Annotated in this window: 17 protein-coding genes; all 17 read right to left on the bottom strand. The window is 37.4% G+C overall.

Annotated features, from left to right (window positions below):
• Nucleotides 1–209: 209 nt before the first annotated feature.
• The 17 genes from HY987_RS06970 to HY987_RS06890 all read right to left on the bottom strand — a co-directional run bounded on the left by HY987_RS06970 (nucleotide 210) and on the right by HY987_RS06890 (nucleotide 12,027).
• A complete protein-coding gene (locus HY987_RS06970) occupies nucleotides 210–533 on the bottom strand; it encodes a hypothetical protein (protein WP_292756990.1) in 324 nt (107 codons plus the stop codon).
• Nucleotides 534–602: 69 nt separating this feature from the next.
• Nucleotides 603–1,355 carry an ABC transporter ATP-binding protein gene (locus HY987_RS06965; protein WP_292756988.1) on the bottom strand — a complete coding sequence of 251 codons (753 nt, stop codon included), beginning with the start codon at nucleotides 1,353–1,355 and terminating at the stop codon, nucleotides 603–605.
• Nucleotides 1,348–2,544, bottom strand: coding sequence for an ABC transporter permease (locus HY987_RS06960; protein ID WP_292756986.1), 1,197 nt, complete (start codon nucleotides 2,542–2,544; stop codon nucleotides 1,348–1,350). The genes HY987_RS06965 and HY987_RS06960 overlap by 8 nt, the downstream gene beginning before the upstream one ends.
• A gap of 143 nt (nucleotides 2,545–2,687) precedes the next feature.
• The gene (locus HY987_RS06955) at nucleotides 2,688–3,020 is read right to left on the bottom strand and encodes a hypothetical protein (protein WP_292756984.1); all 333 of its coding nucleotides are present in this window, start codon (nucleotides 3,018–3,020) and stop codon (nucleotides 2,688–2,690) included.
• Nucleotides 3,021–3,062: 42 nt separating this feature from the next.
• Nucleotides 3,063–3,341: a winged helix-turn-helix domain-containing protein gene (locus HY987_RS06950; protein ID WP_292756982.1), complete on the bottom strand. Its 279-nt coding sequence runs from the start codon at nucleotides 3,339–3,341 to the stop codon at nucleotides 3,063–3,065.
• A 145-nt stretch (nucleotides 3,342–3,486) separates the two neighbouring features.
• Nucleotides 3,487–4,041 (bottom strand): GNAT family protein, encoded by a 555-nt coding sequence (locus tag HY987_RS06945; RefSeq protein ID WP_292756980.1) that lies wholly within the window; start codon nucleotides 4,039–4,041, stop codon nucleotides 3,487–3,489.
• A gap of 144 nt (nucleotides 4,042–4,185) precedes the next feature.
• Entirely contained in the window at nucleotides 4,186–4,497 is a 312-nt protein-coding gene (locus HY987_RS06940) for a hypothetical protein (protein ID WP_292756978.1), read from the bottom strand.
• 180 nt (nucleotides 4,498–4,677) lie between these two features.
• Complete coding sequence (locus tag HY987_RS06935) at nucleotides 4,678–5,346, bottom strand: ABC transporter ATP-binding protein (protein ID WP_292756976.1); 669 nt, start codon at nucleotides 5,344–5,346, stop codon at nucleotides 4,678–4,680.
• Entirely contained in the window at nucleotides 5,339–6,391 is a 1,053-nt protein-coding gene (locus HY987_RS06930; RefSeq protein WP_292756974.1) for an FtsX-like permease family protein, read from the bottom strand. Before HY987_RS06930 ends, HY987_RS06935 begins: the two co-directional genes overlap by 8 nt.
• Nucleotides 6,392–7,028: 637 nt before the next feature.
• Nucleotides 7,029–7,364: a winged helix-turn-helix domain-containing protein gene (locus tag HY987_RS06925; RefSeq protein ID WP_292756972.1), complete on the bottom strand. Its 336-nt coding sequence runs from the start codon at nucleotides 7,362–7,364 to the stop codon at nucleotides 7,029–7,031.
• Between the two features lie 30 nt (nucleotides 7,365–7,394).
• The gene (locus HY987_RS06920; RefSeq protein ID WP_292756970.1) at nucleotides 7,395–8,006 is read right to left on the bottom strand and encodes a DUF1700 domain-containing protein; all 612 of its coding nucleotides are present in this window, start codon (nucleotides 8,004–8,006) and stop codon (nucleotides 7,395–7,397) included.
• Complete coding sequence (locus HY987_RS06915; protein WP_292756968.1) at nucleotides 7,999–8,343, bottom strand: PadR family transcriptional regulator; 345 nt, start codon at nucleotides 8,341–8,343, stop codon at nucleotides 7,999–8,001. Before HY987_RS06915 ends, HY987_RS06920 begins: the two co-directional genes overlap by 8 nt.
• 291 nt (nucleotides 8,344–8,634) lie before the next feature.
• Nucleotides 8,635–9,354, bottom strand: coding sequence for a hypothetical protein (locus HY987_RS06910; protein ID WP_292756967.1), 720 nt, complete (start codon nucleotides 9,352–9,354; stop codon nucleotides 8,635–8,637).
• Between the two features lie 76 nt (nucleotides 9,355–9,430).
• Nucleotides 9,431–10,186, bottom strand: coding sequence for a class I SAM-dependent methyltransferase (locus HY987_RS06905; protein WP_292756965.1), 756 nt, complete (start codon nucleotides 10,184–10,186; stop codon nucleotides 9,431–9,433).
• 80 nt (nucleotides 10,187–10,266) lie between these two features.
• Nucleotides 10,267–10,947, bottom strand: coding sequence for a pyruvate kinase alpha/beta domain-containing protein (locus HY987_RS06900; RefSeq protein ID WP_292756963.1), 681 nt, complete (start codon nucleotides 10,945–10,947; stop codon nucleotides 10,267–10,269).
• Nucleotides 10,948–11,106: 159 nt separating this feature from the next.
• The gene (locus tag HY987_RS06895; RefSeq protein WP_292756961.1) at nucleotides 11,107–11,649 is read right to left on the bottom strand and encodes a GNAT family N-acetyltransferase; all 543 of its coding nucleotides are present in this window, start codon (nucleotides 11,647–11,649) and stop codon (nucleotides 11,107–11,109) included.
• A gap of 75 nt (nucleotides 11,650–11,724) precedes the next feature.
• Nucleotides 11,725–12,027 carry a DUF6506 family protein gene (locus HY987_RS06890; RefSeq protein ID WP_292756959.1) on the bottom strand — a complete coding sequence of 101 codons (303 nt, stop codon included), beginning with the start codon at nucleotides 12,025–12,027 and terminating at the stop codon, nucleotides 11,725–11,727.
• Between the last annotated feature and the right edge of the window lie 96 nt (nucleotides 12,028–12,123).

The raw sequence follows: 12,123 nt of genomic DNA, 5'->3' as shown, positions 1-12,123 counted from the left end.
TAAAGAAATTAAAAATCGTTACTGAACTTTTTTTAATTAATCCATAGCTAAAATGAGATTTATTTAGAATAAAAAGATTTTTCCAGTTCCTTTCCGGATCAGTTCCAGGTTTATTCCAGATCTTTTCCACATGAATGTTAAAAAGAATAGTATATTTTAATATATTCTCCTTAAATTAAAAAAAATGATTTTATTACTCTTTATTTAGTTTATTTCCTTGTTATTTTAACGAGAATGGATAGTGCAACCAGCTGCACCAGATTAACCAGAAATAGGGGTAGTCGGGTACCATGTAATTCTGAAATCTTAACATCAATAGGGATTACCAAGAGTAAAGCAATGAAAATGGTGGATACTATATTTTGAAGTAGAAGAAAAGATGAAAAATACAGTAAACCTATGGTGAATTCTGATTTTATTTGTTTATATGTTTTCCAGTATGTTTTGATTAAAAACATTAACAAAACAATGTTTGCAATTCCCATGGCAACTGCCACAATAATCAGTGATAGACCAATTTCTCCCGTTATCATTGTATCAACCATAAATCATGAACTGTGAATAATAAGGGGATGAAATTCCCCTAAATCCAGAAATTCAAATTAATTCACACTTTTCTCTTCGTATCTTTGATTCTTGTCCAAATAGTTCCTTTGATCCTGTATTTTCCCATCAAGCACGTTTACAATCCTTTCGGCCATGTTTCCCACGTATGGTTCGTGGGTTATCATTACCAGGGTAACGTTTTCTTTTTCATGCAGATCACGCAGGAGTTTCAGGATCACATCTCCGGTCTGGGAGTCCAAAGACCCGGTGGGTTCATCTGCCAGGATTATAGAGGGACGATTCACCAGTGCCCTGGCAATGGCCACCCTCTGGCGCTGCCCACCTGAGAGTTTGGTGGGTATCTGATCTGCCCTGTCCTCCAGACCAACTGCCTTTAAAAGTTCCATTGCCCGATCTTTCATCTGTTTACTGGATAGATCTGTCTCATACATGGGTATTTCCACGTTTTCCAGGACTGTGAGGTTGGGTATCAGGTTATGCATCTGGAAGACGAATCCAATCTCCTTGGAACGGAATTCATTCAGTTGGCTGGTTTTCATGAGATCAATACCTGCCACTTCAATGGTTCCTTCATCAGCTATATCCAGGGCTCCGATCATGTTGAGGAGGGTTGATTTCCCGGAACCAGAGGGCCCCATTATGGAAACGAATTCTCCCTCCTTCACTTCCAGGTTGAGGCCGTTTAATGCTTTTATCGTCCCATCATCGTAGCTTTTTTTAAGGCCCCTGATTTCGATGATGTTCTTTCCATTGTCCATAGTTCCATCCTCATGATTTTGATTATTCATAGCGCAACGCCTCGGTTGGGGATAAACGGGATGCTCGGTATGCCGGGTATAATCCTCCGATTATTCCCACTGCAAATGCAACCACGAATGCTTCCAGGAATATTTCCGGTGCAAAGGATGGTTGTATGGTTCCTCCAAATGAAAAGGCCAGCAAAGTCACCACTCCAACCACTGCGATTATGGTTCCCACCACTGCGGCGATTATGGTTAAAACCACGGATTCACCCAGAATCATTCCCAGGATCCTCCTTTCTTTCCATCCTACTGCTTTTAAGACACCAATTTCCCTTGTTCTTTCAAAAACTGACATTATCATGGTGTTTATCACTCCCACACCACCGATTATAATTGCCAGGAGGGAAATAGCCCATGAGGCTGCATCTATGGTGCTGAGTGCACTGTTCATTCTGCCGGCCATTGCTTCGGCAGTGGTAGTGGACAGTTCATTGGGATAGGCTGTTTCAATTGATTTACTTACCTCAGTGGTGTTGGCATCCTCATTGATCTTCACGGCTATGGTACTAACTGTATTGTTATTGCTGGTTAAGTTCTGTAGTGTGGTGAGGGACATGAAAACTCCACCATCAGTCATGAAGCTTCCAGTCTCATATACTCCAGTGATGGTGAAATCCTTCCCGAATAAGTTTATAGTATCTCCCACGCTCTTGTTAAGATCTGTAGAAGCAGTTTTACCAATTATTACTTCATTTTCGCTGGTGCTGGAGTATAAGGATCCAGTTACGTTTTCAATTCCAGCAAGGCTCAGTTTACTAGGATCCATACCAGTCACTGAAAACCCACCAAAACTGCCCGAACCCCCAGATCCTGCACTGGTAGTACCAGTCCCGGTCGATGTTCCAGTCGAACCTGTAGATACTGATGAACCGCTGGTGGAGGTGTTAGTTGCCTTCAGTAGCCCGGCAGTTTCCTTCACTCCAGATATGCTCTGTATATCTGCAACCCGGGTTTCATTGATCCGTCCCGATCCAAAATTACCAGAACCAGTTTGCATTACATTAATTTCAGCAGCTCCTGCTTTCAGGGTGCTGGTTGTTGACTGTTTAAGACCACCTGTGACCATACCCAGGGCCACGATGACCATGATTCCAATTGCAATCCCCACAATTGCAAGGGCACCTCTTGTTTTATTCCTAAAGGGATTTTTTAGGATCAACTTTAAGTACGACATAGTTCTTTCTATTTAAGTGAATTATTAAATGCTTATGCCGAATTCAAGCATTAATCATGCAATAATCATACATAGATTGTGCACAAATTCGCCCAATCTAACATTCACTTACTAAAAATTCACTAAATCCTACTCTAAATTACCTATTCACGCGTAATTTTAAAGAGAATGGATAGTGCAATGAGTTGGACTATGTTTATCAAAAATAAAGGCAATCTTGGCCCACCAATCTCAGATCCATGGAATTCTATTGGTACGAAAAGGGGCAGGGCCAGGAAAATAGTGGAAACCATGTTCTGGAAGAGAAGGAACGTGGAGAAATACAGTAGGCCTATGGTGAATTTGGATTTTACTTGACGGTAAGTTCCCCAGTATGAATATAATAATCCCAATAAAAGGCAAACATTTGCAATTCCAATTGCCACTGCTACAAAGATTACCACACTACCAAACTGCCCATATTCTGCCAATACCATCTTTTAACCCCTTACCTAACTCACCAGATATAGAATTTTAGTTTATTTTAATTCTTTCCAGATTTCCTGGAATGTATCATAATTTCCTTCCATTTTGTCAGTGAGGAAATACATTTCCCCGTACTTATTCTTACCAGTAGATGTGATGACGTTATTTTCTTCTAAAACCTTAATATGATGCCTAATTGTTTTATAATTTAAATTTAATTCTTCTGAAAGCTGATTAGCATTGTAAGGCCTTTGGTGTAGTGCCATGATTATTTTAGCACGGTTAGGTCCTCCAGTTGAGCCGGCGATTAACCACCAAAGCAGCTTCTTCATGCGATCACGTTAGTTCAATTGATTATAAGAATGACTAAGTTTAGTATGATTTCAATTACTAAAATATCATTCTATTGTAATGCACCCAATATAAAAGTTTAATTCATCAAAAAAAGCCCAAACGCACTATGATTATCTGCTACGATTACAGATCCAATACCATGAATACATCTTCACCAGGACCATAATCACCTTGGGCGAATTCATCTATAAAATCTGTTTTATAATACTCACAGGGCACTAGTTCCTTTTCCATGAACCCTACTTTCTTATAGGATTTAATGGCTACTTTATTGTGTTTTGAAGGGCGCATTATCACTTTATCATATCCAAATCCCCTAACCATGCCAGCAAGCACCAATATGGCCTTTGTCCCATGACCATGGCCGATGTAGCTGAGCCCCTTTAACCATATATCAAATTCTGTGATTTTATCTAAAAGATGGAACGATGTGTAGGATATAATCCCCAAATCCTCAGTTATACCTTCCTTTTTGCATATTATAAAACAGCACCCATCCTCTAGCTGGGATCCATCAAAGAAATAATCCATATAATCCTTTTTAAAGTCTTTGTAGGAGGGTATGTTCCCTGATGTATGACCCTGTAACTTGTTCAGGAAATCTGAAAAGTCTGAATAATAAAGCCACTGGTAGGCCTTTTTTCTGTCCCCGAGAGTTGCTTTTCTAAGTTTTATCATTCCAATCACAGTTAAATTATTTACCAAAATCAATTGGTGTTTTTAAACTTAATTATTGTTTTATGAACTCAATCTAGGTCAATTTATTTGTTATTATGTTTCTTCATGACCGCTCCTTCCATGCTAAAAGTAAATTCTTAAAACCTATTCATCCTCACTCACCTTTAAAAATAGGGTCAAAACTATGAATTCACATCCTAAAAATAATAATGGCCCCATGGTGCCAGTACAACTTTTAGACAAGTATGGTAAGAAATAAGCAGTAAATAGCAAGTTTTGGAGTAGGACCATTAAAAATAACAGTATCAGACTAATGGTGAATTTTGATTTAACTTCCCTGTATTGTCCCCAGTAGATGGGAATGATCATTGTTATACAGATTATGTTTGCAACGCTGGTTACTATGACAGCAAACTGGAATATGTGCGGTGAAATCAGCACAGCCTGGAAAATCATCCCCCCAATTGGGTTAAAGACTGAATGTAATGAATTTAAGTACATATTTTAACCTGAAACTCTAATTGTAAAAGATTATGAGAATGATACCCTGATCTATTTTTTTTTATTCAGAATTTTATTCAGAGCAAAAAAATGATTAAAAAAGTTAATAATTGTCAGTAGGCAATTAAAAACTTTTTATTTTTCATCTACTTTGATCTTACCGTCTTGCATATGGATTATTTCATCAGCGAAAGCGGCAGATGCCTGGTTGTGGGTTACGATTACAATGCTCACTCCATCATTCCGGTTTAGATCCTGCAGCACCTGCATTATGGAATTGGCATTTGCAGTATCAAGTTCTCCAGTGGGTTCATCAGCCAGGATGATTGATGGATCATTTATAAGAGCTCTGGCAATTGCTACTCGCTGTTGTTCTCCACCGGAAAGCTGGTTGGGGAATTTATGGTACTTATCATGTAAGCCCATTTTATCCAGAATCATTTTTGCTTTCTCAGAATCCTCATGGATCATGGGTAAAGTGACATTTTCCAGGGCAGAAAGCTGAGATAGCAGATTGAATCTCTGGAATATGAAGCCAATCTCATTTCTCCTAAGAATTGCCTGCTCTTTGACCGATAATTCACTGGTTTGCCTTCCTTTTATCCGGAATAGACCTTTAGAAGGAATATCCAGTATCCCTGCCACGTGCAAGAATGTGGATTTACCAGATCCCGAGGGCCCCATGACTGCAGTGAATGAACCTTCTTCCAGGGTCAGGTTTAAACCTGCAAGGGCATTTACATCCGAATCACCCATGTGATAGATTTTCCAAACATCTTCAAATTCAAGTATATGATTAGTCATTCCTCAACGCCTCCACAACTTGTAGTTTAGAAGCTTTAGTGGCAGGATAAAGTCCTGCAAGTACGCTTAAAATGGTAGCACCAGCAATAACTCCTAAAATTAACCATACAGGCATCATTCCAGGAATATAGTCGGCTAGATTCAGTGCATTGGCAACTACATATATTCCAATAATTCCCAGGATCACACCTATAACTCCTCCAAAAAATCCTAAAAGGCCTGATTCAAAGAGTATACTTCCTTTTATTTCCCAGTTAGTGAAACCAATAGCTTTTAATACTCCCAGTTCCCTGGTTCGTTCCATGACACTGATTAACATGGTGTTGATCACACTTATGATTCCCACCAGTAATGCAATACTGGCTATAAATCCCATGAAGAGCAGGGCCTGATCAGTCATTTCCTGGATTTCCTTCACCTTATCGGATTTGGTTTCCACTGAAACTCCACTTAACTGTTTTTTAACTTCATCAGCAACGGTTTTAGGGTCTCCGTTGGTACTGGCATAGATAACAGCTACCTGATCACCAGCCATCTGCCTGGCTGTTGTTTGGTTTATGTAAACGTAAGGCGCCTGTGCTTCTTTAGATATTCCAGTCACAGTTAATTCCTTGCCTTTGACTGTTATTTTACTTCCAATACCATAACCAAGCTTTTCAACAGCAACCTGGTTAACTACAACACCTTGCGTTCCATTTATTATTTTAGCATCCTTCCAGTTATTGACTCCCTCGAAAAACAGTTTGGTGCTATTCATATCCTCTGAGAAAGCAGTTACTTCACGGAAATCGTGAAGATTGGACATGTTCTCCACCTTGGATATGGTTTGACTATCCATTAAATAAGATCCAGAGGTAGATTCTGGAGAAATTGCTATATCATACATGTAAGCATTGGTTTCATCCTTAATAGCCGTGGTTGTCCCGGCAGTTAGCCCCAAAAGTACCATGAGCATTGCGGCACCTATTATTATCCCCAGCATGGTCAGGGCACTTCTGAGTTTTCTTCTTCTAATGTTGTTTAATGCCAATTTATAGAGATCCATTCTTTCACCTCTAATAATAGAATAACAATCAGGCCGAGAAAATATCGGACTTAGATTTTGTTATATAAGATCATATGAAATTTAAATAGATTTTAAAGCTATTTAATCCATTAAAACAATTTAATCACATATTTATTCATAAGTTCAATGTCCCTCCAGCAGGATTAATGAGGCGGTAAAAAGCGAATTTACTGATTTTTTTATTAATCCAAATCCCCACTTTCATCGGGACACACGATCCTTAGAAATTCTGTATTTATACCATAACTTGCAAGATTACCTCCTTTTGAATAATTTCTCGTTATCGGTTAATCTAATAATAGTTTAAACCTTTAAAAATAGTTATTCCAGAATTTAACCTCATTTCCCCCGTTTTTTATTCTATTTCGCCCGGAATTCCCTAAAAATTACACCCAAATTCACCCAGAATGTGAGTGAAAGTTCAAAAAAAATAGAAAACTACAGATTAAATTAAATCGCGTTTAAAATCAGTTATTTAAAAAAAATCATCCCATACTACTAAATTATATTAAAAATAAGTAAATTATTTGGGAAAAATAGCAGGGCAACAGACATTAAATAATGAAAAAAGAATATGGTTCTCTTGAAACATTAGATGATAAGGAAGGCATATCCATCAATGATGAATTGCCTCTGCAGGGACATTGTCCGCCACGTAGTAAATGTTAGTACTTGATCCTCTAAATTCTTCCCATATCTTCAGGAAAACATCAAAATTTTCTTCCATTTTATCAGAGAGGAAATACAATGCACCGTATCCTTTACCGGTAGATATAACTATGCCATTTTTCTCTAAAACTTCAATATGGTACTTTATGGTTTTATAGTTAAGAGAAAGCCTTTCTGCAAGCTGATTTGCATTGTAAGGCCTATTTCTTAACTCGTCTATGATTCTAGCGCGGTTCAATCCACCTTTAGTGCCAGCCAGTAACTTCCAGAGAAATTTTCTCATAGATTAAACCCCCTATTCCGATTTATCATATTAAAAATCCCTTTTCCGTCCTTTAATAATTTTTAAATTCAATTTCAAGTATTTAATCATCAATTCATAGAACCATTTAGTAATGTACGCCATTAACACTACTAAAATAATTCCTCCAGCTGTCAGGCCGATTCCACATAATACTACCACCAAAATATTCAAAATATCATTACCTGGTGAATTGATAAAGGTTGGGATAGCTAATTGAGGAATGATAAGATGTAAAAAGGGTAATAAAACCCAATATATCCCTGTAAAGATAATGATAAATCCGGCTACAAATAAGATCAATATAATTACTGCAACCACCAGGACTGGTATTGCTACAAATATCAGATTAAAAAGACCTAACCCCATTGTTGCCAGTATTGCCCCAATTATACTGCCAATTGAGGGTTTATTCTGAGCAATTTTAACCATATTGTCTGCTTTAATCTGTCTAGCAACGTTTTTAGGGTTGCCCAGTGCCTTTGAAATTTCTTCTTCAGTTCTACCTTTCTCCAAGCCTATTGCAAAGTGCTCTTCATAATCCGAGATTATGTCTTCTCTGTCCTCCTTTGGAAGTTTTCTCAGGAGTTTGCTGAGCGCTTCAAGATATTCTTTTTTATTCATCCTTAATATCCCCCAAATTATTCGTAATTTCAGAATTCAATAAATTATTTACACCAATAGAGAAGTTCCGCCATTCTTCAACTAATTTTTCCTTTTTTTCTTTCCCCAAGTCAGTTAACTTGTAATATTTTCGGGGAGGGCCATCTTGGGACTCTTTTAAGTATGAAATCACGAACCTCTCCTTTTTTAACCTTTTGAGAAGGGGGTAGATGGTTCCCTCGGAAATGGAAATGTTCTTCGAGATTTCATCCACCATCTCGTAACCGTAACAGTCTTTTCTGTCAAGTAGGACCAAAACACACAGTTCCAGTACTCCTTTTTTAAATTGAGTATTCATGATTATCACTGCATCTTACAAGGTACTGTATAATGCAAGGTACTATTTATAGTTTTAGACTTGACCAGATTGGCATGATCAGGTGAAGATTTTTTCCTCACAGGTCTCGTTAATATAAAAAAGAAGTCACATGAAAACTAAAAACCAAATGTGACATATATACCTCATATAATGGCCCTAAAAACTTTAGAAATGAGTTATTTTAAGGATTAACTGAAACTCATTATTCAAATCATTAATGAAATCGCATTATCCCCTGAAAATGATTCTTCAACTATTCAAATCATAATCCTATTGATTCAAATAATCTGATGTAGATGATAATGATTTGACAGTTACTTCTGAATTCTTCTTAATTACAAATTCGCTGAGGCCTATCTTTGATTCATTATTTTCCCAATGGTAAGTGTAACCTAATCTTGTCCAGGGGAGTCTTTTGGTGAAATAGGAGTATTTAGTGTTATTTATGAACCATATTTTATAGGAGAGATCTGTGGAATTGGGGAAGTTTAACTGGGCTACAGTATCGTTTATCTCATTATCAGCTGAAGGTCTAAATAGATCAGTAGGTTTAACCCATAATTCCACGAAATATGAGTTATTTGTATTTGGGGGTAGACCTAATAGCTGGGCAACCTGTAATTTCAGGTCTTCATCAGTCGTTGGGTTATTGGTAAAGTAACTCTGAATTTCAGGGTAAACTGTCACCCATGTATCACCCCACGAAGTCCTTACACTCTGCCCCACAGGATAACTAGAAGGATATTTCGTCCATGCAACCATTAAAACTCTTTTATCTGCTCCTTCACCCTGCCAGGATAATTTATTGTTGGATTCAGCAATAGGGGTAAGATTATTATAGATATCACTTTCATCAGGAAGCATGGCATTAAATACCGCCCCTCGATAAAATAAATCATAACAGGGGCAGTTATCTGTTGCGTATGAACCAACTGTCAGAACTAAAACCGAACCAAACAGCAGGAACAGTAGAGATCTTTTAATTTTCATACCACCATTATTATTTTTTTAATAAACTTTTTATCCGACCTTTTTTTTGAAACCTTAGCCGAATTTAAGGCATTTTCTAATATTCGGCTATAACCAGTATTTCAAAGTCTTCAGTGGTCAAAGGATTATCTCTGCTGAATTCACCTAACTTACATCCATAAATATCAATTTCATTAAAACCGAGTGATTTAAGAAGCCAAGTGATCTCTGAGGGCACATAGTATCGTTCATTACAGTTTAATGTCATTTTATTTCCATCATCATCTTCAGTTTCCAGCTGGTACTTGTCCCTGAAGGTCATGAGGTCAAATGTGTTTTCACGGTTGGTTGAATAATTGGAATTGGCATTTATGAAATCCTTAACTGAATGGAACAAAGGATAAAGTCCATTGAGGGTTGTGAAGATTAATTTTCCATTATTATTTAATGAACGGGCCGCACTTTCTAATATCTGGAAGTTCATTTCATCGGTTTCCATGAGTGGAAATGCACCCTCACATAACATGATAACCAGGTCAAATTCCCCTTCAAAGGGAAGGCTTCTGGCATTACCTAATCTAAAATCTATTTCCACCCCAACCATACTAGCCTTTTCTCTGGCCCTATTTAACATATTTTCTGATAAGTCAACACCAGTGACATGATAACCTCTTTTAGAAAGTTCAATGGCATGCCTACCTGTTCCACAGCCAACATCCAGTATTTTAGAGGATTTATCATGATTAATCTCTGACTCTATAAAATCAACTTCCCCCATGGTTCCCTGGGTGAATGATTCGTTTTCATATTTTTCTACGTAATTGGTAAATAGCTCTTCGTACCATTGCTTCATTTCTGACACCTAATCTTAATAATCTGATTATAGCATGTATAATCGGTTCATAATTAAAACAGTGTTATTCTAGGAGAGTATTATCTCAGATATTCGATATTTATATCTGGATTTAAGGCAACACCCGGTTTTGCCAATAGCTCCACAAATCTGAAACCCTTTGAAGGGTGGAAGAGATTGGCTGATGCGCAGCTTTTAAGAACCCATAAAGTATCCAAACCCATTTCTGTCCCAGCGCAAGCCAATACCAATTCGTCTTCAGGAATCACCCCTGCATCAGTTGCCATCAAAACGGCCTCCATTGTTACCAGCGTACCTGGGGAGATTAGTTCCAGTGTCTTGGCCATTACATCCAGTGAACTTGGTCTTTGTAGGTGTAGTCTCATGGAAAAAGTTGGTCCAAAAAGAGGGATGGTCCCACGAACAATTTCAACATTCAATCGATCCAGTTGAACTTTGTTTTCAGATGTTATGTTCATAGGCACCTGTTTTAAACCTTTCTTAACCCATTCATCACGTGCTTTTCTGAGTTCTGGTATTTCAGCGAAGAGATCTTTATCCATCTCCTCCACTTCCCAGTACATGCCCTGAGGACAGGTGACACAGACTATATTCTTATCTTTCAGGGTTTCTGCAATCTTAACTGCACTACTCCCAGTGACCGAAGCAACTACCACTGTTTCATATTCAGATGATGCTTTTTTAAGGATTTTTATCAGTTTATCAGTGTTCACCGGACCCGGTCGTTTGAAAACTTTCATATAAACACCCCATATTTACTTAAGATTATCCATTCATATTTTCACTCAAATTCAAAGATGGTCTTTTCAAATAAAATAAATAAACTGGAATGTTAATAACCTACCCCCTGAAGTCCAACCCCCATTTCATAAATTCTCATCTTTAAAAAGCACATGCATCTATTTCAATTCTAATTTCAGGATTACTGAATCATCATTACGTTGAAAGACCTTGAAATCATTCTTCTCTAATACTCGGACTGATGAAATATTATCCACTTCAGTTTCGGCCCTGATTATTTTAACTCTTTTATTATCTATTTTAAGCCATTGAATCAATCCGGCTATGGTTTCCGTCATTATACCTTTATTTCTATACCCGTAGTCTGTTCCGTATCCAATTTCAACTTCTCCATTTCCATCAGGTTCACCATGGAAACAGATCCCCCCAACAATTGCCCTTTTATTTTTCTCTATAATGATCCACATTGTATAAAACAAAGGATCTTTATTTGAATCTTCTATGTTAGGTAGCAGATCATTTATTATTACTTCTTTGGTATTTTCATCAGCCAATGTTTGCGAAGGTAGCAAACCCAGGTCTTTAGCCAATTCTTCTGGTGAATCAATATGTTTTTTTAATTCATCACAGGTTAATGGCATAATTGTTAATCGTTTAGTTTTAATCATACTTACTTTCTGTGGGGTTTTTAAAGAAGGCAATTTTTTCCATAAAAATGCAGAATTTCCATAAAATAGGAGGTGTTGTTTTAATGCGTTAATTAAAAAGGTTGTTAATTAAAAAAGTTCATCACCACTTTGATGGTCGAAGGCTGGGTGCAAATCAAAACGTACAACCCCTACCACTGCTTTTCCCTTCACAGCCCTGGCAATCCTGGATGTTCCTTCACTTCCAAACCCAGCACATAGTTCTATGGCTGTTATTCCATCTGCAACAAGGTTTAGGGCAACATTTTCTGCTTCATCATAGTTTTTCACACCCACCACCGAAAGTTCAATCACTGGCGAATCAATTACTGCACGATGCTGGTCAGGATCGTTTTCCGGTGCAATGAATATGAATGCGGCTTTAGTTGACATGATCTTTATTTAATAAAACATACCCTAATAATGTGCCGTTCGAAAAAAAGTGAACATAAATGAATAATATGAATGAAACTATTATTCATTGAAAAA

The sequence above is a fragment of the Methanobacterium sp. genome, from assembly GCF_016217785.1.
Taxonomy (GTDB): Archaea; Methanobacteriota; Methanobacteria; order Methanobacteriales; family Methanobacteriaceae; genus Methanobacterium.
The sequence above is the reverse complement of the archived record's forward strand: the minus strand, read 5'-3'. Positions and strand labels throughout refer to the sequence as shown.

Coding starts and splice junctions, on each gene's coding strand:
- HY987_RS06970 (WP_292756990.1), bottom strand. CDS start 533: ATGATAACGGGAGAAATTGGTCTATCACTGATTATTGTGGCAGTTGCC.
- HY987_RS06965 (WP_292756988.1), bottom strand. CDS start 1,355: ATGAATAATCAAAATCATGAGGATGGAACTATGGACAATGGAAAGAAC.
- HY987_RS06960 (WP_292756986.1), bottom strand. CDS start 2,544: ATGTCGTACTTAAAGTTGATCCTAAAAAATCCCTTTAGGAATAAAACA.
- HY987_RS06955 (WP_292756984.1), bottom strand. CDS start 3,020: ATGGTATTGGCAGAATATGGGCAGTTTGGTAGTGTGGTAATCTTTGTA.
- HY987_RS06950 (WP_292756982.1), bottom strand. CDS start 3,341: ATGAAGAAGCTGCTTTGGTGGTTAATCGCCGGCTCAACTGGAGGACCT.
- HY987_RS06945 (WP_292756980.1), bottom strand. CDS start 4,041: ATGATAAAACTTAGAAAAGCAACTCTCGGGGACAGAAAAAAGGCCTAC.
- HY987_RS06940 (WP_292756978.1), bottom strand. CDS start 4,497: ATGATTTTCCAGGCTGTGCTGATTTCACCGCACATATTCCAGTTTGCT.
- HY987_RS06935 (WP_292756976.1), bottom strand. CDS start 5,346: ATGACTAATCATATACTTGAATTTGAAGATGTTTGGAAAATCTATCAC.
- HY987_RS06930 (WP_292756974.1), bottom strand. CDS start 6,391: ATGGATCTCTATAAATTGGCATTAAACAACATTAGAAGAAGAAAACTC.
- HY987_RS06925 (WP_292756972.1), bottom strand. CDS start 7,364: ATGAGAAAATTTCTCTGGAAGTTACTGGCTGGCACTAAAGGTGGATTG.
- HY987_RS06920 (WP_292756970.1), bottom strand. CDS start 8,006: ATGAATAAAAAAGAATATCTTGAAGCGCTCAGCAAACTCCTGAGAAAA.
- HY987_RS06915 (WP_292756968.1), bottom strand. CDS start 8,343: ATGAATACTCAATTTAAAAAAGGAGTACTGGAACTGTGTGTTTTGGTC.
- HY987_RS06910 (WP_292756967.1), bottom strand. CDS start 9,354: ATGAAAATTAAAAGATCTCTACTGTTCCTGCTGTTTGGTTCGGTTTTA.
- HY987_RS06905 (WP_292756965.1), bottom strand. CDS start 10,186: ATGAAGCAATGGTACGAAGAGCTATTTACCAATTACGTAGAAAAATAT.
- HY987_RS06900 (WP_292756963.1), bottom strand. CDS start 10,947: ATGAAAGTTTTCAAACGACCGGGTCCGGTGAACACTGATAAACTGATA.
- HY987_RS06890 (WP_292756959.1), bottom strand. CDS start 12,027: ATGTCAACTAAAGCCGCATTCATATTCATTGCACCGGAAAACGATCCT.